The organism is uncultured Marivita sp., assembly GCF_947488135.1.
Classification (GTDB): domain Bacteria; phylum Pseudomonadota; class Alphaproteobacteria; order Rhodobacterales; family Rhodobacteraceae; genus Marivita.
Genome location: NZ_CANKYW010000004.1, coordinates 38,544 through 58,207, shown reverse-complemented (window position 1 = coordinate 58,207; position 19,664 = coordinate 38,544). Strand labels below are relative to the sequence as shown.

Sequence of the window (19,664 nt, the reverse complement as noted above, 5' to 3'; positions counted from 1 at the left end):
GATGCACTTTGTCACCCGCTTCGCGCCGAGCCCAACCGGCCAGCTGCACTTGGGCCATGCCTATTCGGCGCTTCTGGCGCATGACATGGCGAAGGCCGCCGATGGCCGCTTCCTGCTGCGGATCGAAGATACCGACACCGCGCGCTGCACCCCGGAATTCGAAACGCAGATCTACGACGATCTGGCGTGGCTCGGACTGACTTGGGAAACGCCGGTCCTGCGCCAGTCGGACAATACCCCTGCTTATGATGTGGCGATCGCGCAACTAGGCGATATGGGCCTGCTCTACCCGTGTTCCTGCACACGGGGCGACATCCGCCGCGCCGCCTCAGCCCCGCAGGAAGGCGCTCCGCTGCTTGGACCCGACGGGCTGATCTATCCCGGGACATGCCGCCACCGCGCGTGGGAGGACCGGACCGACACCGACGCCATGCGCCTGCACATGGAACGGGCGGTGGACCACCTGCCCGACCTGCCATACTACACCGAGACAGGCGTTCATCCGGCGTTAAGCTTAACGCGCGACCATCTCGTGCACGAGGTCGGAGATGTGGTCCTTGCCCGCCGCGACACCGGGGCCGCCGCCTATCACCTGAGCGTCGTGGTCGACGATGCGGCGCAGGGCATCACCCACGTGATCCGGGGCGAAGACCTGGCCCCGGCCACGCCGATCCATGTGCTGCTGCAAGCGCTGCTGGGACTGCCTACACCCATCTACCACCACCACCGCCTGATCCGTGACGACGCAGGCAAGCGCCTTGCCAAACGCGACGATGCCCGCGCCATTGCGCTCTACCGCGCCGAAGGGGCCACCCCGCAGGACATCCGCGATATGGTCGGCCTTCCCGCCGCCTGATCTTCATCTTGCCAGATAAACTCCGGGGGTGTGGGGGCCGCGCCCCCACTCCTACGCCTCCACAGGCGCCATGATCTCCACTTCCGCGCCGCCTTCGACTTCGGTGTAAAAACACGACCGCCGGTTCGTGTGGCAGGCCGGACCGGTCTGGTTGACCGTCACAAGCACACAATCCCGGTCACAATCGACACGAAACGCCACCAGCTTCTGCACATGACCCGAGCTTTCGCCCTTCACCCAGAACGCCTGTCGCGACCGCGACCAGTAGGTGACGCGGCCCGTCTCCAGCGTGCGCGCCACCGCTTCGGCATTCATCCAAGCCATCATCAGGACCTCACCCGTGGCGGCCTCCTGCGCAATTGCCGGGATCAGCCCCGCATCGTTATAGACCAAAGTCGCAGGATCAAAGCGCATGGGGAAAAACCTTTTTGCATCCACCGTTGGCTCCCCTATCTATGAGGGGAACGGCGAAAGGGAAAGCCATGTCCGGCGACACCGATCTGATCAAACTCTACTCCGCCCGCATTCTGGAACTTGCGGCGGACATTCCGCATCACGGCCGGTTGGAGGCCCCCGGCGCCACGGTCAAGAAACGGTCGCCCTTGTGCGGGTCCACCGTCACGGTCGATCTGACGATGGAAGACGGCAGGGTCGCCGCGTTCGGGCAGGATGTCAAAGCCTGCGCGCTGGGTCAGGCGGCGGCCTCGGTCGTGGGCGGCGCGATCCTCGGGTGTACGCGCGATCAGATCACCCAAGCCCGCGATGAATTGCGCGTGATGCTCAAGGAAGACGGTCCGACACCATCGGCGCCCTTCGACGGGCTTGAAGTGTTGCGACCTGCGGTGGCGTTCAAAAACCGCCACGCATCGATCCTGCTGACGCTCGAAGCGGCGTCCGAAGCGGCGGCGCAACTGGCCGAGACGCAATCGGCCTGATCCCGCCAAAATTTTACCATCCGATAAAAAAAACCGCCGCACTTCGGAGTCCGAAGGCGGCAGAAAGTGACGTGTTCGTTAAGGGCCGTCAATGCTCTGAAGGCAGGCAACCTTCTGGGACAGGTGCATCAGTTGGGACAGGATGCGGATGAGCAATCAGGCGAAACACGCAGGCAGAAAAAGGCAACGAGGTCAGACAAGCACCGGCAGGTGCAGCGCCGCGAAAAGCATCACGATCAATGACATGGCCCCAAGCGCATCCTGAAGAAGCGCCGTGTTGGTCTGGGCCTTGGCCGCGTGAAGCGTTGTTTTGATCCGCTGCATCATGGTGATGTCCTCCTTGTTGCTACTTTGTTCTCATATCGGAAACGTTCTGTAAAGAACTTTTTGAGAACATTTGAGAACAAAAGCGGTTAACCCACCGAAATCAGTTGGATCGCCTGCTCCTGTTTCATCAGGTAAAGAAGCGCGCGCGCGGCCTTTCCCCGGTCTGACGTCAGCGTCGGATCATCAAGCAACAGCTTGCGCGCATCGTCCTGCGCCATCGCCATCAATCCAGCCTGACGCTCTAGATCGGCGATCCGGAACCGGGGCAGACCCGACTGCGCAGTGCCCAGAACATCGCCCGCGCCGCGCATGTCCAGATCGACTTCGGAAATACGGAACCCGTCCTCGGTCTCGCGGAGCGTGGTGAGACGCTTCAACCCTGTTTCGCTCAGCGGCGGCTGGTACAGCAGCAGACAGGTAGAGGCCGCCGCCCCCCGCCCGACGCGGCCGCGCAACTGGTGCAATTGCGCCAATCCGAAGGTCTCGGCCCGCTCGATCACCATGATCGACGCGTTGGGCACATTGACGCCCACCTCAATCACTGTTGTCGCAACCAGAACGCCGGTCTGCCCGAACACAAAGCGCGCCATTGCGGCGTCTTTTTCGGCAGGGGGCATCTGGCCGTGGACCAAGCCCACAACGCCCTCGCCCAGTGTTGCGCGTAGGCTCTTGAACCGCTCTTCCGCCGCCGTCAGGTCGGACACCTCGCTTTCATCCACCAAGGGACAGACCCAATAGGCCTGCCGCCCTTCGGACACCGCCTTGCGCAGATGATCCACCACCTCGTCCATCCGCTCGTTCGAGACAAGCGCGGTCTTGACCGGCGTGCGGCCCGGGGGTTTTTCGTCGAGGATCGACACGTCCATATCGCCGTATTGCGCCAGCGCCAATGATCGCGGGATCGGGGTGGCGGTCATGACCAGCACATCCACAGCCAGCCCCTTGCGGCCAAGCTCCAGCCTTTGACGCACGCCAAAGCGGTGCTGTTCGTCGATGATCGCCAGCCGCAGATCCGAAAATTCCACGTCCTTCTGGAACACCGCATGGGTGCCGACCAGGATCTGAATCGCACCGCGTTTGAGCGCTGCGAGCTTGGCGCTACGCTCGCTGCTCTTGTCGCGCCCGGTCAGCAGGTCGAGCACAACGCCCGCCTCTTCAGCCAGCGGTTGCAACCCCTCAAGATGCTGACGGGCAAGGATTTCCGTGGGGGCCATCATCACGCCCTGCCCGCCCGCCTCGACCGCCGTGAGCAACGCCATAAACGCCACAAGAGTCTTGCCCGATCCCACATCGCCCTGAAGCAAACGGTTCATGCGATGCGGGCTGGCCATGTCGTCGGTGATCTCGTCGATCGCGCGCATCTGTGCGCCGGTCGGTCGATAGGGCAGCGCCGTCAGCACCTTGTGGCGCAGCGTGCCATTGCCCGAGGTCTCGATCCCCGGTTTCGCACGACGCTGCGCCCGCGCCAGAGCCAGGGTCAACTGATGTGCCATCAACTCGTCATAGGCAAGCCGCCGCCGCGCCGGGCTGTCGAGCGACAGGGCGCCGGTGCCCTGCGGTGCATGCGCCATCTGCATCGCGGCGTGCCAAGCCGGCCATTTCTCGCGGTCCATCAGGCGCGGGTCGATCCATTCCGCCAGATCGGGCGCGCGCGACAGCGCGTCGGTCGCGGCCTTGACCATTGTCTTTTGCGTGATGCCCGCGGTCAGCGGATAGACGGGTTCGAACTCGGGCAGCGTGCCCGCCTCGTCCGGCATCAGCACATGATCAGGATGCACCATCTGGGCCATGCCGTCGAAAAATTCGACCTTGCCCGACACGATGCGCCGCGCCCCGAAGGGCAAGATCTTGGCCACGTAATCGCCGCGCGCGTGAAAGAACACGATCTGGAAGGCGGTGCGCGCATCCTCGACCTGAACGCGGTACGCGCCGCCCTTGGTGCGCGGCGGACGGTGTTGGCCGATCTGCACTTCGACGGTCAGCGTTGCCGGTAGGTCCGCCCCCTGCACCGTGTCGCGCAGGCGGCGGTCCACCACCGAATGCGGCAAGGTATAAAGCAGGTCGCGCGGCACCTCGATGCCCATATGTCCCAGAGTTTCCGCCGTTTTGGGACCGACGCCCTTGAGACCGGACAGGTCGCCGAAAAGCGGAAACAGGATTTCCGGCCTGCCGCTCATGCGCCCTCGATCAGGTCGAACCAGCCGTCCTCGTCAATGATCTCGACCCCGAGATCGCGCGCCTTCGTTTCTTTCGACCCCGCGCCGGGCCCCGCGACGAGAAGGTCGGTTTTCGACGACACAGAGCCAGACACCTTGGCGCCCAACGCCTCGGCTCGCGCCTTGGCCTCGGCCCGGGTCATGCGTTCAAGCGTGCCTGTGAAAACGACGGTCTTTCCCGCAACGGGGCTGCCTTCGGTGCGGGGGCGTTCGGCCTCCTGTACGGACAGATGCGCCACCAGCCGGTCGATGGAGGCGCGTTCGGCCTCTTGCGCAAAGCTGTTGACCAGCGAGTTGGCGACCACCTTGCCGATCCCGTCAATGCCGATAAGGCCCTGCCACGCGTCGCTATCGGGGTCATGCGCGGCGTCGATGGCCGCCTGAAACGCGTCCCACGTGCCATAAGACCGCGCCAGCAGGTTCGCGACCACCTCGCCCACATGGCGGATGCCAAGCGAAAAGATGAGCCGGCCCAGGGGAATGGTGCGCTTTTCGTCGATGGCGTCGAACAGATTCTGCGCGGATTTCTCGCCCCAGCCTTCGCGGTTCTTGAGTTGCTGCATCCCGCTGCCGTAGCGGTCGCGCAGCGTGAAGATATCGGCCGGTTCCTTGACCCAGCCGTCCGTGTAAAACTGTTCCACCTGTTTTGCGCCCAGCCCTTCGATGTCGAACGCCGCGCGGGACACGAAATGCTTGAGCTTTTCCACCGCCTGTGCCGGGCAGATCAGACCGCCGGTGCAGCGACGCACGGCGTCGCCTTCCTCGCGGACAGCCTCGGATCCACATTCGGGGCAATGTGTCGGGAAATCATAGGGTTGCGCGTCGGCGGGACGTTTATCGAGGTCCACATCGGCGACCTTGGGGATCACGTCGCCCGCGCGGTAGACCTGCACCCAGTCGCCAACGCGGATGTCCTTGCCGCCGCGGATGGGGGCGCCGTTGGCATCGCGCCCGGCGATGTAATCCTCGTTGTGCAGCGTCGCGTTCGACACCACGACGCCCCCCACCGTCACGGGCGTCAGGCGCGCGACCGGGCTGAGCGCGCCGGTGCGCCCGACCTGGATGTCGATGGCTTCGAGCCGGGTCCAGGCCAGTTCGGCGGGAAACTTGTGCGCGATGGCCCAGCGTGGGGTGGTGGAGCGGAACCCGAGGCGCGACTGGTAGCTCAGGTCGTCGACTTTGTAGACCACGCCGTCGATGTCGTAGCCCAATGTAGCGCGCTGGTCTTCGATGGTCTTGTAATGGGCGAGCATCTCGTCGGGGCCGTCGCATCGCTTTGTGAGAGGGTTGGTCTGAAACCCAAGCGCTTGCAGACGCGCGATCGCATCGAGCTGCGTGTCGGCCAAAGGCGCGCTGAGCGCACCCCAGGAATAGGCGAAAAACCGCAGCGGGCGGTCGCGGGTGATCGCGGCATCCAGTTGGCGAAGCGATCCGGCGGCGGCATTGCGCGGATTGGCAAAGGTTTTCGCCCCTTTGGCGGCCTGCCGTTCGTTGAGATCGGCGAAATCGGCGTGGCTCATGTAGACCTCGCCGCGCACTTCGAGAACGTCCGGCGCGTCCTCGATCATTTCGGGAATATCGTCGATGGTCCGCGCATTTGCGGTGACGTTTTCGCCCACCGCCCCGTCGCCGCGGGTCGCGGCCTGGGTGAGTTTGCCCTTTTCGTACCGCAGCGACAGCGACAAGCCGTCGATCTTGGGTTCTGCGGTGTAGGCCAGCGGATTGGCGTCGGTCAGGCCGAGATAGCGGCGGATGCTTTGGTCGAAACTTGTGATGTCCGCGTCGTCAAACGCGTTCGAGAGCGACATCATCCGGACTTCGTGGCGCACCTTGGCAAAGCCGTCGGCGACGGGTGCACCGACCTGTTCGCTGGGGCTGTCAGCGCGTTTGAGGGCGGGAAAGCGCGCTTCGATCTCGGCATTGCGGCGCTTCAGCCGGTCGTATTCCGCATCCGAGATCTCGGGCGCGTCCTCAGTGTGGTAGGCCACGTTGGCTTCGGCCAGAAGGGTCGCCAAGCGTTCAAGTTCGACGCGGGCGTCTGCCTCTGACAGGTCTTTGACCGCGATCTCCTGCTCTGCCATGTGCCCCCCTTGGCCAGTGTCACGGACAAAGTGATAGGCCCGGGGCCGGACAGCGTCCAGTTTCTAAACGCCGATTTCGATAAGTTGTCGGAGCGTTCAAACAGGGTCGAAAGACATCCGAGACTTCGCGCGCATGTTCATCACGGATGGATGACCGGCGGCGATAACGGATCGCCGCCGTTTCAAAACGTCACGCACCAACCGCGATGCGGCCGTTTTCTTCGATTTCAGGGTCGCGCAGGACATATCCACGCCCCCAAACCGTTTCGATGTGGCTGCCGTCACCGGTTGCTTCCGACAGTTTCTTGCGCAGCTTGCAGATGAACACGTCGATGATCTTGAGTTCGGGTTCGTCCATCCCACCGTAGAGATGGTTCAGGAACATCTCTTTCGTCAGGGTGGTGCCCTTTCGCAGGCTGAGCAGTTCGAGCATCTGGTATTCCTTGCCCGTCAGATGCACGGTGTTCCCGTCGACCTGTACCGTCTTGGCATCGAGGTTCACCTCGACCTTGCCGGTGCGGATGATGGATTGCGAATGTCCCTTGGACCGCCGGATGATGGCATGGATCCGGGCGATCAATTCGTCGCGGTGGAACGGTTTGGTCAGGTAATCATCGGCCCCGAAGCCAAATCCCTTGATCTTGTCTTCGCTGGCGTCGTTGCCGGACAGGATCAGGATCGGCGTTTCGATCCGTGCCAGCCGCAGCTGCCGCAAAACTTCAAACCCGTTCATGTCGGGCAGGTTGAGATCGAGCAGGATCAAATCGTAGTCATACAGCTTGGCCAGATCGACACCTTCTTCCCCCAGATCGGTGGAATAGACGTTCAGATTGGCATTGCCCAACATCAATTCGATGCTTTTCGAAGTCGTCGGGTCGTCTTCGACCAAGAGTACGCGCATCTGGTTTCTCCGCAATGTCAACGTCCGGCATCGGCACACTGACCAGAAAAGGTTAACTTAGGGTTAGCACGACAGAACCATTTCAATCAACCTTGGATTGTATTGCTGCCTTGCGATTGCCGAAAGCGTTGCACGGCGGTCGCCTTGAGCGCTTCACGCCCGTGCCGTGCAGCCGCGGCGATCCAGGCGTCCAGTTCCTCTTCGCTGAGATCGTACCGTTCAAGCGCCTCCTGTTTCGAAATGAGATGATGCATCACGGCTTCGACCACCACGGCCTTGCGCGAGGCGACCCAACGATAAGTGTTGGGCGGAGGCAGATCCGCCTGCGAGAGGATGGTTCCGTTTGACAGGGTCACGGTGCGCGGCCCGTTCGCTTTTTTGAGATACATGTCCCGGCCCTTTCCAAGCCCTGAAATCCTGCTTTCGGGCAGCTTTGACCGGCCAGCCTTAATGTGACGTGAAGCCAAGGGTTGAGAGTATGTAGGATTTACCTATATTTCGCGCGATCAGCCCACCCGACCGGAGACTCGCCCGATGGCCCTCGATGCGCCAAAGCTCAATTCGCTTGGATTTGCCAAGCCGCCTGCGGAAACCCGCGTCGTCGTGGCGATGTCGGGGGGCGTGGACAGTTCGGTCGTCGCAGCCCAACTGGCCGAGGAAGGCTATGACGTTGTGGGCGTCACGCTTCAGCTTTACGATCACGGTGCGGCCCTGGCCAAGAAAGGCGCGTGCTGTGCAGGCATCGACATCCACGATGCGCGCCGCGTGGCCGAGGATATGGGGTTCCCGCATTACGTTCTGGATTACGAAAACATCTTCAAGGATGCGGTGATCGACGAATTCGCCGACAGCTATCTGGCGGGCGCCACGCCCGTGCCCTGCATCCGTTGCAACGAACGGGTAAAGTTCAAGGATCTGCTGGAAACCGCCCGCGATCTGGATGCCGATTGCATGGCGACAGGCCACTACATCCAGCGCAAGATGGGCGCCCATGGCCCGGAGCTTCACAGCGCTGAGGATGCCAATCGCGACCAGAGCTATTTCCTGTTCTCGACAACCCCGGAACAACTCGACTACCTGCGTTTCCCGCTGGGCCACCTGCCCTCCAAGGATGCCACCCGCGCGCTGGCTGCACGGTATGGCCTGCAAGTGGCGGACAAGCCCGACAGTCAGGACATCTGCTTCGTGCCCAACGGGAATTACGCGCAGGTGATCGAGAAACTGCGCCCCGGTGCGGCGGAACCCGGTGAGATTGTGCACGCCGATGGCCGCGTTCTGGGCCAGCACAATGGTGTCATCCATTACACCATCGGTCAGCGCCGTGGTCTGGGCATCGGCGGGCTGGAAGAACCGCTTTACGTGGTCAAGCTGGATGTCGACGCCAAACAGGTGATCGTCGGCCCGAAAGAGATGCTGTCCACCCGCACCATCCCTGTGCGCGAGATCAACTGGCTGGGCGATGCGCCGTTCACCAGTCAATCCGAATGGCACGTCTCGGTGAAGGTCCGCTCCACCCGCCCGCCCCGCGCGGCGATCATCCGTCCGCTTTCGGCCACCGAAGCCGAGGTCGAATTGCTCAGCCCCGAGGAAGGCGTGTCCCCGGGACAGGCCTGCGTGTTCTACGAGACCGAAGGCACGCGCATTCTGGGCGGCGGCTGGATCTGGCGCGGGAATTGATCCGGCATTGCGTTCGCGGGCACCATTGAGCACCCTGTGCCACACGCAACGAGGACGCCCGTTCATGGCCGACGCGGAGACGACCCGCATCATCTCGATCCAGCCACGGCTTGGCGCTCAGGTGGGCGGTGGCAAGATCAACGCGATGTTCCAGCGGATGAACCTGCTGGCAGATCGGCCGGACACTGAGATCGTTCTTCTCACGCTGGACCACAGTTGCAAGCAGAAGCTGGCCTTCGCGTCTCTGCAAGCGCAGGGCCTATTGGATCGCCGTATCACGCATCTGTCGCTTGGCGAGTTGTGCCGCCCCTCTGACCTCGGAAACGTGGAACCGGGTTTTGTCCTGCCGGAGTGGGATTCGAAAAAGACCCGGATTGGGGCCAAGGAAAGGACGTCGTACTTCCTCGGAAAAACGCTGGTCATGCGCGACGCGACCGAACATACGCCGGTTGGTCCTCTGGTCACGCGGCGCATCCTGACTGATCCCAACCGTGACGTGCGACTGAAATACCTGAACGGTGATCTTGTCGAGGGTCGGGTCAAACGACAGGACATGACCACAGAGCAGCTGGCCTTCGTCGAGGGACATTTGCTGAGCCAGTCGCGGCTTGAGGGCCAGCATGTGCGCCATGTGGAGGATTTCGGGCTGGGTCAGACGTTCGACGACGAAGCCGATCATCACCGCGCCTTGTTCGAGCGGTTTCTGCCGGACGACTGCATTGTCTTCATCGACGGGATCACTGTGTCGTATCTGTCGCCAGCCATTCGCAGACCGAAGGTCTTGTTCCTGCACGCCGATCACCGACGGCCGGATGGCAGCGTCTTGCAAAGGTCGCGCGCGCGGATCGACGCGTTCGACGGCGATGCGATCGTGACCGCCACCCATGTGCACAAACTGCGGCTACACGCAGACACGCGTCACGCCGCGCCGATCCGGGTGATCCCGCATTATACGACGATGACGCGGCAAGATCGCGGGCCGCGCCGCAACATCTGCACGGTGTCGCGTCTGGATCTGGGGGCAAAACCGATCCACCACTGTATCGAGGCGTTCATCCGCGTCATGCATCTCATCCCTGACTGCACCTATGAAATCTACGGCGGCGGGTTGGGGCAAGTGCGGCTGGAGCAACTGATCCGCCACCATGGCTGCGCCGATCGCGTGATCCTCAAGGGCCCCACCTCCGATCCCGCGTCAGTCTTTAGCGGCGCGCTTTTTTCATTGGCGCCCACAACGGGCGAAGGGTTCGGCCTGTCCTTGCTGGAGTCGCTGACCTGCGGCTGTCCCGTGATCAGCTATGACGTGGATTACGGACCGCGCGAATTGATCAAGACCGCGCAAAACGGAGAGCTTGTTCCACCGGGCGATATTGACGCGCTGGCGCAGGCCATCGTGAAGCTGTACACACATCACGCACATTATGCGGCACGGTGCGAGGCTTCGGTACAAAGCTACGGGTTCGACGCCTACAAGAAACGGTATCGCGCGCTGATCGATGACCTCGAAGGTCGCGGGTTTGTTTTCGACATCACGGCACCGGATATGGTCGAGGAGGTCAAATCGGCCTTAACCACAGCGCCCCTGCGACAGCAGTCGCGCCTGCTCGACCTGTACGCGCAGCTGTGCGAAGACCGGCGCGATCTGGGCGGGATGTACGACGCGTTTCAGCAAAAGCTGGCGCTTCTCCCAAACGATCCGCGGCCGATCATGCGCTGTATCTGGATCAGCCGCCGTCTGGGGCGTCTTGCCGAGTGCGGAAGCCATCTTGCACATCTGGACCGGCGGTTCCCGCAGGATCACGCGCGGCTCATTGCCCGCCATCCCGGATTCCTCGAACTGGCCGATGCGCCTCTCGGACGGGACTGACCGCCGGACACTGGTAGACTAAAGGTCAGAGGTTGCACTTGTCCCGCATGAAGGCCAGCGCGACCTGCAACCCATCCGGCGCAATCCCGTGCGCGGTGCCCTTCATGATATGGGCGTAGACATCTTCCCACCCGGCCTTTTGCAACGCGTCCGCCGCCTCCGGCAAGGATTGCGGCGGGACCACATCATCCTGATCGCCATGCACCAGCAGGATGGGGAACCGGCTGACCACCTCGTCCGCCAGCAGTTCCGGCGCCAGCAGGCGCCCGGACAAGGCGACCATTCCGGCAATCGGATCCTCGCGGCGCGGGGCAACGTGCAGCCCCATCATCGTGCCTTGGCTGAAGCCGAACAGGACCACCTGTTCCGGCAGCAAATCCTCATCGACCATCAGCGCGTCGAGAAACGCATTCAGGTCGTCCACCGCACGGGCCATGCCGGCCATCGATTCCTCTTCCGAGGACCCGTCGATCCACGGGATCGGGAACCACTGAAACCCGAAAGGTGCCCCGGCACAGGCCTCGGGCGCATCCGGGGCGACGAAAAGCGTATCGGGAAGGTGCTCGCCCAGCGGATCGGCGAGCCCCAAGAGGTCCGCGCCATTCGCCCCGTAGCCATGCAGAAACACCACGGCGGATCGGATCTCGCCCGAGACCGGTTCCTTGCGACCTGCGTTCAACACCCGTGTCATGCGATCCCCTCTCGATCTTTTGCCACGTGGTAGTAGGCCCAGAGCGCGCGCGCCGCAACCGATCTCCATGGGCTCCAGGCTTCGGCCATCTGGCGCAGCGGCTTTTCTTTCGGACGTTCGGGCAGGTCAAAGAGCATCCGGGCGCTTTCCTGCAAAGCCAGATCGCCGGGCGCGAAGACATCGGCGCGACCAAGCGAGAACATCGCGTAGATCTCTGCGGTCCACACGCCGATGCCGGTCACACCCGTCAGCGTCTTGATGACCTCGTCGTTCGGCGCTTGGCGAAGCGCCTCGTAATCGATTCCCGCCTGGGCCAGGGCACAGGCGTAGCGGGCTTTCTGACGGCTGAGGCCCAGATCGCGCAACCCGTCCTGATCAAAGCGCAACACCGCGTCCGGTGTCACCGCCCCCGCCGCTTCCAGCTTGGCCCAGATCGCGCGGGCCGATGCGACACTGACCTGCTGGCTGACGATAGCGCTAAGGAGCTGCGCGAACCCGTCGGGCCGCCGGCGCAGCGGAAGATCGCCCGTCTGTTCCAGCGCACGGGCAAAGCGCGGCTCCGCCTTGGCCAACCACGCCGCGCCTTCGGCCACGCAGGCATCCGTTTCGATCAGGCGTCCAACCACGTTCTTGCCTCCAACCAGTCCAGCGCAGCCTCGACAGAGGTCGCCACGGGCCCCGTGTCAACGCGCGGACGCGCCACCATGTAAACCGGCAGCCCCAATGCCCGCGCGGCGGCGATCTTGGGCCAGCCGCCCGGCCCTCCTGCATTGCGGGTCAGCACCGCGTCGATCCGAAACGTGCGCATCAGCGCGATTTCCTGCGCAATGGTAAAGGGCGCGACGCCATGCAGGTAGCGACCGTGTTTGAGCGAAAAGGCCTCCGAATGGATGTTCAGTTGCCGCACGAAAAGATGCGCGTTACGCATCGCTCGGAGATCTCGCAACGCCGGACGGCCAAGCGTCACCAGCACGCGCGCGCCCGCAGGGATGACCGCCGCCGCCTCCTTGGCAGACCGCACAGTGACCCAACGATCCAGCCGCGTCGGACGCCATGCGGGGCGCGAGAGCGTCAGCTTGGGCAGATCGGAAAGCTTCGCCAACTGTGCACCGAGGCGCAGCGTGTCCACGTCACAGGGATGCGGCGCGATGATGATTGCCGAGGCGCCCGTCAATAGGTCCCTGACATCGCGCAACCGCGACGCCCGCTGCCCCGAAACCCGGTCCGTTCGAGGCAACCACAGGCGCGCGCGGTTCCCGAGCCGCTCGGCGAGCACCCGAGCCTCTGCCGAGCCGCCGAGGATGGCGATCGGCGCATGTTCCGCCGCCCCTGCTCCGGTTGAATCCTTCATCGTCGCACGCTTACGAAGTCGCGAGGCAAAGCGCCACGGATGCGCTGTCATACTTGCAGGATTTTGAATTTGGACCTACGGCTGCTCTCATGAGCACAGTTGACCACGCCACACCCGACGACGCCACAGAAAACCGGCGCGCGAAGCGCAACGTTTTCGTCCTTGTATTGGCGCAAGCCATCCTCGGCGCGCAGATGCCGATGTTGTTCACCGTGGGTGGTTTGGCGGGGCAATCGCTGGCGTCGAACATCTGTTTTGCGACCCTGCCGATTTCCCTCATCGTCCTCGGTTCCATGACGACGGCAACACCGATTTCCGCCTTCATGCAGAAATTCGGACGCCGCGCCGGGTTCGCCGTCGGCGCGATGGGCGGCGCTCTGGGCGGTGCGATCGGGGCCTATGGGCTTTATATCGCGTCTTTCCCGGTCTTTCTGATCGGCAGCTTCCTGACCGGCATCTACATGTCTGCGCAAGGTTTTTACCGGTTTGCCGCAGCGGACACCGCGACGGATGCGTTTCGTCCCAAGGCGATTTCCTACGTCATGGCGGGCGGTCTGGCCGCGGCGGTGATTGGTCCGCAGCTGGTCAAGGCCACAGCGGACTGGTATGTCGTACCGTTCCTCGGCACCTATTTCGCGGTCATCGTATTGAACGTGGTCGGATCGGCGCTTTTCCTCTTCCTCGACATTCCCAAACCCAAAGCCCCCCATGCGGATGATCCCAAGGGCCGCACGCGCATGGAGCTTTTGAAGACCCCGCGCATCGCGGTCGCGATCATCTGCGCGATGGTCACCTATGCGCTGATGAACCTCGTCATGACATCGACGCCTCTGGCCGTGGTCGGCTGCGGCTACACCGCCGGAAACGCCGCCGACATCGTGTCGGCGCATGTGCTGGCGATGTTCGCGCCGTCTTTCTTCACAGGGCATCTGATCGTGCGCTTCGGGGTGGAGAAGATCGTCGCCACCGGTCTCGTCATTCTTGCCGCGGCAGGCGCGGTGGCCCTGCAAGGTGTGGATATCGCTAACTTCTACATTGCTCTGATCCTGCTTGGCCTCGGCTGGAATTTCGGCTTCATCGGCGCCACGGCGATGCTGACCGCCGCGCATGAACCACACGAGCGGGGCCGTGTGCAGGGCATGAACGACGTGCTGGTCTTTGGCGGCGTCACGGTGGCTTCACTGGCCTCGGGCGGGTTGCTGAATTGCTCGGGCGGCACCCCTGTCGAAGGGTGGAGCGCGGTGAACATGGCGATGGCGCCGTTCCTGATGCTGGCCGGTGGCGCACTGATCTGGTTGATGCTTCGGCCCAAGGAAGAGACCGTCTGATCCGTAAAACTCTACACAGTTTGCACCACGGCTCGTAAAGCACCGTTCACGTTTCTGCCCCATCAAGACGGGCAACGTGAACCAGAACGGTGTCTGCCATGCTCCGAAATCTCTCCCTTGCTCTCGCTCTTTCCCTGCTCACCGCCTGCCAGCACTACGACAAGGCTGCACACTTTGCGGCCGGGGCCGCCGTGTCGCATGTCGTGACGCAGGAAACCGGCAATCCGACTGCGGGTTGTCTCGCCGCTATCGGGGTCGGAGTTCTCAAGGAATTGGTGGATGATGTGGGCGATCCGGCGGATGTCATCGCCACCGGGCTGGGATGCAGCGTGGCGCTGGCGTTCTAGACTACCACCGTCCTGTCGCAGCTTGCCACATCAGTCGCGCTTTCTTGGCAGCCTCCGATGTGCCCAGCGTCCCGTCCGCCACACAACGGGGATCAGCCTTGGCTTGTTTCAGGATAGGTTCCGCCTGCCAGGCGGCCAGAGCGATAGGTCGCGCTTCTGACGGCAGGGTGCCTTTTTCACGTCGCGCTGCCTCCAAACGCGCCAACCCACTCTGCGCCAAATCGCGAACGGCGTCGGGCCGGCCATCCACCAAGGGGCGACGGCCCTGACGTTCCAATTCCGGCACGGCGCGCAGGAACTGCGCGAGGCCCATCGCATAGCCCAGATCGGTCAATGCCGAGGGCCTCTGGCCCGTCAAGGATTGCGCCGCCGCCAGCAGGAGCGAGGCTGCCGTATCTTCGATATATTTTGAAAATGCCGCCTCATTTTCAAATGGATCACGATAAATATCCCAAAGGCGCGCCTGAACCGCGCGCTGCAAAACCCGCGCGGCCTCAGCGTCCAGCACATGGGCCAGTGACGTCACAACCTCGTGCCGCCGAACGAGGCCGCCCGACGCGATCTCCTCCAGCGCATCGGTCCACCATTGCAGCCGCATCTCGGCAATGATCGCCTCTTTCGTGACCCAGGGCGCGCGGGAGACTTCGACGTTGAAGGCATAGATCGGAAACAGCACCTTACGCACCGCCACGGGTGCCGCCATCGTGGCAGCAAACCTGTCGGGATCACCGCGTTCGACCAGTTGCGCGCAGGCGGTCAGATCGGCGTCAAAGCTCATGCCGCGCCGACATCCCGCACCAGCTTCCACCGCACCGCATCCAAGAGCGCCTCGAATGAAGCGTCGATGATATTGGCGCTGACCCCCACGGTGGACCAACGACGGCCCTGGCCGTCTTCGCTGTCGATGATGACGCGGGTCACGGCCTCGGTCCCGCCCTGGGTGATGCGCACTTTAAAGTCCACCAAACGCATGTCGTCGATCATGTCCTGATAAGGGCCCAGATCCTTGGCCAACGCCTTGGAGAGCGCGTTCACCGGGCCCCGGTCATTGCCCTGCTCGTCCATAGATTCACTGACGGACAGTTTTTTCTCACCATCCACCTTGACCACGACCACCGCCTCGGAATGCGAGATCATCTTGTTATACTTGTTCTTGCGCCGCTCCACCGTCACCCGGTAGCGTTTCACTTCGAAAAACTCGGGCAACTGCCCCAGCTCGTCGCGGGCCAGCAGCTCGAAACTGGCCTGCGCTGTGTCGTAGGAGTAGCCCTCGGCCTCGCGTGCCTTGATCCGATCAAGGATACGGGCCAACGCCGGGTCCTTGTCCGGCACCTCGATCCCGGCCTCGGCCAGACGACGGCGCAGGTTCGACTGCCCGGCTTGGTTCGACATCGGGATCACCCGGCGGTTGCCCACCTGCGCGGGGTCGATATGTTCGTAGGTCGTGGGGTTCTTGAGGATCGCGCTGGCGTGGAGCCCGGCCTTATGGGCAAAGGCCGACGACCCCACATAGGCCGACTGTTTCAGCGGCACGCGGTTGAGGATTTCGTCGAGCATCCGGCTGATCCGGGTCATGCCTTCGAGCGCCTCGGGCGTCACGCCGGTGTCATAGGTGCTGGCGTACGGCTCCTTGAGCAGCAGCGTCGGGATCAGCGCGGTCAGGTTCGCGTTGCCGCAGCGTTCTCCCAGCCCGTTGAGCGTGCCTTGTATTTGGCGCGCGCCCGCATCCACGGCAGCCAAAGTCGCGGCGACGGCCATTTCGGTGTCGTTGTGGGTGTGGATGCCCACATGGTCGCCGGGGATACCCGCGGCGATGACGGCTTCGGTGATGCGGGCCACGTCCGAGGGCAGCGTGCCGCCATTGGTATCGCAGAGCACGACCCAACGTGCGCCCGCGTCATACGCGGCCTTGGCGCAGGTGAGCGCGTAGTCGGGATTGGCGGCGTAGCCATCGAAGAAATGTTCGGCGTCGAACAGCGCCTCGCGCCCTTGTGCCACGATATGCGCGATGGAGGCGCGGATGTTCTCGACATTCTCGTCGAGCGAGATGCCGAGCGCTTCGGTCACGTGGAAATCATGGGTCTTGCCGACGAGGCAGACCGATTTGGTGCCCGCATTCATCACCGCGGCAAGCACGTCGTCGTTTTCCGCCGACCGGCCCACGCGTTTGGTCATGCCGAAGGCGGTTACGGTGGCGCGGGTGTGTCCGACCTCATCGAAAAACGCGCTGTCGGTTGGGTTCGCGCCCGGCCAGCCGCCTTCGATATAGTCGATCCCAAGCGCGTCCAGCGCAGCGACGATCCGGTGTTTTTCGGGGGTCGAGAACTGCACACCCTGGGTTTGCTGTCCATCGCGCAGGGTGGTGTCGTAGAGGGTGAGGTGTTGTTTGGTCATCGGGTCATCATGGAATCAGAGGGTAGCCCCCGGCCGCGGGCGGGGGAGTAGCCCCCGCCCTGGGGGGCGGTCGGGGTCTGCCCGGCGTGCCGCCGGGCGATGCGGCTCGAGCGGAGGACCATTATACGCCCTCCAGCTTCGACGCATTGAAACCTGCGCTCGGCACGAGTTCCACACCGGCCTTGGACATGCGCACCTCCACACCTGCCTCGGTCAGAGCGAACTTCATCGCATCGACAGCGGCGAAATCCTTGGTTTGCATTGCGGTTTCGCGGAGCGCGACCAATCGGTTTGCATAGGGTTCCAGGAGTGACTTGGCTGCCAATTCTTCGGCTACCCCGTCGAACACCCATGCGCCCATATTGGCATCGTCTTCCAAGAGCCCGAGAAGACGGGCCGAAGCTGCGAAATCATTTATCTCGCCTTGCGTTACATCGTGCGACTGCCTTGAGAGTATGTCTTTTCCAGCCTGGCGGAGTTCATTCAATGCACCAGCGGTATTCAGATCATCCGATACCAACTCAGTTATGGAGTCGTAGATCCTGCCGCCCGGCTCCGCAGAATTCGAGATAGACCGCCACTTTCGCAACGTCGAAGTAGCTTCATTCGCCTTCTCAGCCGTCCAATCCATCGGCTTCCGGTAGTGCGTGCTCAAAAACACAAACCGGATCACCTCGCCCGGCACGCCCTGGTCCAACAAATCCCGCACGGTGAAGAAATTGCCTAGCGATTTGGACATCTTCTTGCCCTCGACCTGCAACATCTCGTTGTGCAGCCAGTAGCGCGCAAAGCCATGACCTGCGCATTTGCTCTGCGCGATCTCGTTCTCGTGGTGCGGGAACATCAGGTCGTTGCCGCCGCCGTGGATGTCGAACTCGTCCCCCAACAGGTCATAGGCCATGGCCGAGCATTCGATATGCCAGCCCGGGCGCCCCCGGCCCCAGGGGCTGTCCCATCCGGGCAGATCGTCCGTGGACGGCTTCCACATAACGAAATCCATCGGATTGCGCTTGTAGGGCGCGACCTCGACACGGGCACCGGCGATCATGTCATCCACCGACCGGCCCGACAGCTTGCCGTACCCCTCTTTCCATGAGTCGACGGCGAAGAGCACATGGCCCTCGGCCTCGTAAGCGTGACCCTTCGCGATCAGGTCCTCGATCATCGCGATCATCTCGGCGATGTAGGCGGTCGCACGCGGCATATGGGTGGGTTCCAGCGCGCCGATGGCGGCCATGTCCTCGAGATACCAGCGGGTCGTTTCCTCGGCGATGTCGCCGATGGAACGCCCGGACTCGGCGGCGCGGGCGTTGATCTTGTCGTCCACGTCGGTGAAATTTCGTACATAGGTGACGTGATCCGCGCCATACACATGGTGCAAGAGCCGGAACAGCACATCGAACACGATCACCGGGCGCGCATTGCCGATATGCGCGCGGTCGTAAACGGTCGGGCCGCAGACATACATCCGCACGTTCTTCGGATCGAGAGGAATGAACTCCTCTTTCTTGCGGGTGGCGGTGTTGGTCAGCCAGATCGTCATGGATGCTCCTCGCGGGCCGGGTTCGCGGCGGGAGTAGCAACTTCACTTCGAGATGGGAATAGAAGACCGGCCCGCCAAATGGATTAGCGGATAATGCAGCACATGTCTGTTGCGGTGCGGGTCATGAAACTGGCATAGCCTCCAGACCCCCGTTGCGTCAAGCATGACCGATGCTCTGGGTGTCCAGACAGGCGTGACGCGCGCATTCCAGCTCCAGCGTGGAATGGCCGATCCCGGCATCGACCAGCGTTTTCTTGAGACGCGCCTTGATCTCGTCCGCGTCGGTCCAGCGTCCCTCCGACACGACGACATGCGCCTCGAGCGCGGCTTCGTGTTCCTGCATCTGCCACAGGTGCAGATGGTGAATGTCGTCCACCCCGTCCACCGCGCGCAGCTTTTCGAGGATATCGTCCGTGTCGACCCCAACAGGACTGCCCAGCATCAGAATACGGATCACCCCACCGATTTCGGAAAACGACATCCAGAGGATGTACCCGGCGATGCCGAACGTCACCAATGGGTCGATGATCTGCCAATCGAACAGCAGGATCAGCGTGCCTGCCACGATCACGGCCACCGAGCCCAAAGCGTCGGCGAGATTGTGAAGAAACGCCGCGCGGATGTTCAGGCTGTCCTTCGACATCGCCCAGGTCAGCGCGGCCGTGACCAGATCGATCACCAAGGCAATGCCCGCGATGATCACCACGAGCCAGCCGTCCACCCCTTCAGGATCGAAAAGGCGCAGGACCGCTTCGTAGATCAAGTAGATCCCGAGCAGGATCAGCGTCGTGTAATTGATGAGCGCCGCCACGACCTCGGCCCGACCGTAGCCGAAGGTCATGTTCGCCGTTGCCGACTTCCGGGCGATCTTGCGCGCGGCAAAGGCGATGACCAAGGCCGCGGCATCGGACAGATTGTGCAGCGCGTCGGCGATCAACGCGAGCGATCCAGACAGGATCCCGCCGATGATCTGCGCCACGCTCAGGCCCAGATTGACGATCACCGCCCAGAGAAGCCGAGTATCTCCGGTCTCGGCACCGACATGCTGATGGTGATCGTGCGGCATGGTGAGGGATCCTTTCCAATGATCCGGGCGACCGCCTTGGTGTGGACCTTCACCGGACAAGGATCAAGGGCTGCTGGCACTGGA

19 protein-coding genes are annotated in these 19,664 nt (G+C 62.8%); 6 read left to right on the top strand and 13 right to left on the bottom strand.

What is annotated here, in order from left to right; translation table 11 throughout:
* The first annotated feature begins 1 nt into the window (after nucleotide 1).
* Nucleotides 2–856: a tRNA glutamyl-Q(34) synthetase GluQRS gene (gluQRS, locus tag Q1B16_RS12890; RefSeq protein WP_299789164.1), complete on the top strand. Its 855-nt coding sequence runs from the start codon at nucleotides 2–4 to the stop codon at nucleotides 854–856.
* A 51-nt stretch (nucleotides 857–907) separates the two neighbouring features.
* Here gluQRS and hisI read toward each other — a convergent pair whose 3' ends face one another.
* Nucleotides 908–1,270, bottom strand: a complete 363-nt coding sequence (gene hisI, locus Q1B16_RS12885; RefSeq protein ID WP_299789162.1) for a phosphoribosyl-AMP cyclohydrolase — start codon at nucleotides 1,268–1,270, stop codon at nucleotides 908–910.
* A 68-nt stretch (nucleotides 1,271–1,338) separates the two neighbouring features.
* Here hisI and Q1B16_RS12880 point away from each other — a divergent pair, with 68 nt between their 5' ends.
* The gene (locus Q1B16_RS12880) at nucleotides 1,339–1,791 is read left to right on the top strand and encodes an iron-sulfur cluster assembly scaffold protein (RefSeq protein WP_299789160.1); all 453 of its coding nucleotides are present in this window, start codon (nucleotides 1,339–1,341) and stop codon (nucleotides 1,789–1,791) included.
* Nucleotides 1,792–1,983: 192 nt separating this feature from the next.
* On the opposite strand, the gene Q1B16_RS12875 is transcribed toward Q1B16_RS12880, so the two are convergent.
* The 5 genes from Q1B16_RS12875 to Q1B16_RS12855 form a co-directional block, all read right to left on the bottom strand.
* A complete protein-coding gene (locus tag Q1B16_RS12875) occupies nucleotides 1,984–2,118 on the bottom strand; it encodes a hypothetical protein (protein WP_299789158.1) in 135 nt (44 codons plus the stop codon).
* Nucleotides 2,119–2,204: 86 nt separating this feature from the next.
* Nucleotides 2,205–4,295 (bottom strand): ATP-dependent DNA helicase RecG, encoded by a 2,091-nt coding sequence (recG, locus tag Q1B16_RS12870; RefSeq protein ID WP_299789156.1) that lies wholly within the window; start codon nucleotides 4,293–4,295, stop codon nucleotides 2,205–2,207.
* Nucleotides 4,292–6,415 carry an NAD-dependent DNA ligase LigA gene (gene ligA / locus Q1B16_RS12865; RefSeq protein WP_299789154.1) on the bottom strand — a complete coding sequence of 708 codons (2,124 nt, stop codon included), beginning with the start codon at nucleotides 6,413–6,415 and terminating at the stop codon, nucleotides 4,292–4,294. The genes recG and ligA overlap by 4 nt, the downstream gene beginning before the upstream one ends.
* A gap of 190 nt (nucleotides 6,416–6,605) precedes the next feature.
* A complete protein-coding gene (gene ctrA / locus Q1B16_RS12860; RefSeq protein WP_299789151.1) occupies nucleotides 6,606–7,316 on the bottom strand; it encodes a response regulator transcription factor CtrA in 711 nt (236 codons plus the stop codon).
* Between the two features lie 86 nt (nucleotides 7,317–7,402).
* The gene (locus tag Q1B16_RS12855) at nucleotides 7,403–7,705 is read right to left on the bottom strand and encodes a DUF1153 domain-containing protein (RefSeq protein ID WP_299789148.1); all 303 of its coding nucleotides are present in this window, start codon (nucleotides 7,703–7,705) and stop codon (nucleotides 7,403–7,405) included.
* A gap of 145 nt (nucleotides 7,706–7,850) precedes the next feature.
* On the opposite strand from Q1B16_RS12855, the gene mnmA reads away from it, so the two are divergent.
* Both mnmA and Q1B16_RS12845 read left to right on the top strand, forming a co-directional pair.
* On the top strand, nucleotides 7,851–8,993 hold the full coding sequence (mnmA, locus tag Q1B16_RS12850; RefSeq protein WP_299789145.1) for a tRNA 2-thiouridine(34) synthase MnmA: 1,143 nt from the start codon (nucleotides 7,851–7,853) through the stop codon (nucleotides 8,991–8,993).
* A 64-nt stretch (nucleotides 8,994–9,057) separates the two neighbouring features.
* Nucleotides 9,058–10,860, top strand: coding sequence for a glycosyltransferase (locus tag Q1B16_RS12845; protein ID WP_299789142.1), 1,803 nt, complete (start codon nucleotides 9,058–9,060; stop codon nucleotides 10,858–10,860).
* 25 nt (nucleotides 10,861–10,885) lie between these two features.
* Here Q1B16_RS12845 and Q1B16_RS12840 read toward each other — a convergent pair whose 3' ends face one another.
* From Q1B16_RS12840 to Q1B16_RS12830, 3 genes are read right to left on the bottom strand one after another with little or no spacing between them, the layout of a single operon-like run.
* Nucleotides 10,886–11,551 carry an alpha/beta fold hydrolase gene (locus Q1B16_RS12840; protein ID WP_299789139.1) on the bottom strand — a complete coding sequence of 222 codons (666 nt, stop codon included), beginning with the start codon at nucleotides 11,549–11,551 and terminating at the stop codon, nucleotides 10,886–10,888.
* Nucleotides 11,548–12,177, bottom strand: coding sequence for a DNA-3-methyladenine glycosylase 2 family protein (locus Q1B16_RS12835; protein ID WP_299789136.1), 630 nt, complete (start codon nucleotides 12,175–12,177; stop codon nucleotides 11,548–11,550). Before Q1B16_RS12835 ends, Q1B16_RS12840 begins: the two co-directional genes overlap by 4 nt.
* A complete protein-coding gene (locus Q1B16_RS12830) occupies nucleotides 12,162–12,902 on the bottom strand; it encodes a precorrin-6A/cobalt-precorrin-6A reductase (protein WP_299789133.1) in 741 nt (246 codons plus the stop codon). The genes Q1B16_RS12835 and Q1B16_RS12830 overlap by 16 nt, the downstream gene beginning before the upstream one ends.
* 89 nt (nucleotides 12,903–12,991) lie before the next feature.
* Between Q1B16_RS12830 and Q1B16_RS12825 the strand changes: the two genes are divergently transcribed.
* Both Q1B16_RS12825 and Q1B16_RS12820 read left to right on the top strand, forming a co-directional pair.
* Nucleotides 12,992–14,230 carry an MFS transporter gene (locus Q1B16_RS12825; protein ID WP_299789130.1) on the top strand — a complete coding sequence of 413 codons (1,239 nt, stop codon included), beginning with the start codon at nucleotides 12,992–12,994 and terminating at the stop codon, nucleotides 14,228–14,230.
* Nucleotides 14,231–14,328: 98 nt separating this feature from the next.
* A complete protein-coding gene (locus tag Q1B16_RS12820) occupies nucleotides 14,329–14,577 on the top strand; it encodes a hypothetical protein (RefSeq protein WP_299789127.1) in 249 nt (82 codons plus the stop codon).
* Nucleotide 14,578: 1 nt separating this feature from the next.
* On the opposite strand, the gene Q1B16_RS12815 is transcribed toward Q1B16_RS12820, so the two are convergent.
* From Q1B16_RS12815 to Q1B16_RS12800, 4 genes are all read right to left on the bottom strand, one after another.
* Nucleotides 14,579–15,355 carry a squalene/phytoene synthase family protein gene (locus tag Q1B16_RS12815; RefSeq protein ID WP_299789124.1) on the bottom strand — a complete coding sequence of 259 codons (777 nt, stop codon included), beginning with the start codon at nucleotides 15,353–15,355 and terminating at the stop codon, nucleotides 14,579–14,581.
* Entirely contained in the window at nucleotides 15,352–16,971 is a 1,620-nt protein-coding gene (gene cimA / locus Q1B16_RS12810; RefSeq protein ID WP_299789121.1) for a citramalate synthase, read from the bottom strand. Before cimA ends, Q1B16_RS12815 begins: the two co-directional genes overlap by 4 nt.
* Before the next feature lie 121 nt (nucleotides 16,972–17,092).
* Complete coding sequence (gene cysS / locus Q1B16_RS12805) at nucleotides 17,093–18,514, bottom strand: cysteine--tRNA ligase (RefSeq protein ID WP_299789118.1); 1,422 nt, start codon at nucleotides 18,512–18,514, stop codon at nucleotides 17,093–17,095.
* Nucleotides 18,515–18,671: 157 nt separating this feature from the next.
* Entirely contained in the window at nucleotides 18,672–19,580 is a 909-nt protein-coding gene (locus Q1B16_RS12800) for a cation diffusion facilitator family transporter (protein WP_299789116.1), read from the bottom strand.
* Nucleotides 19,581–19,664: the final 84 nt, after the last annotated feature.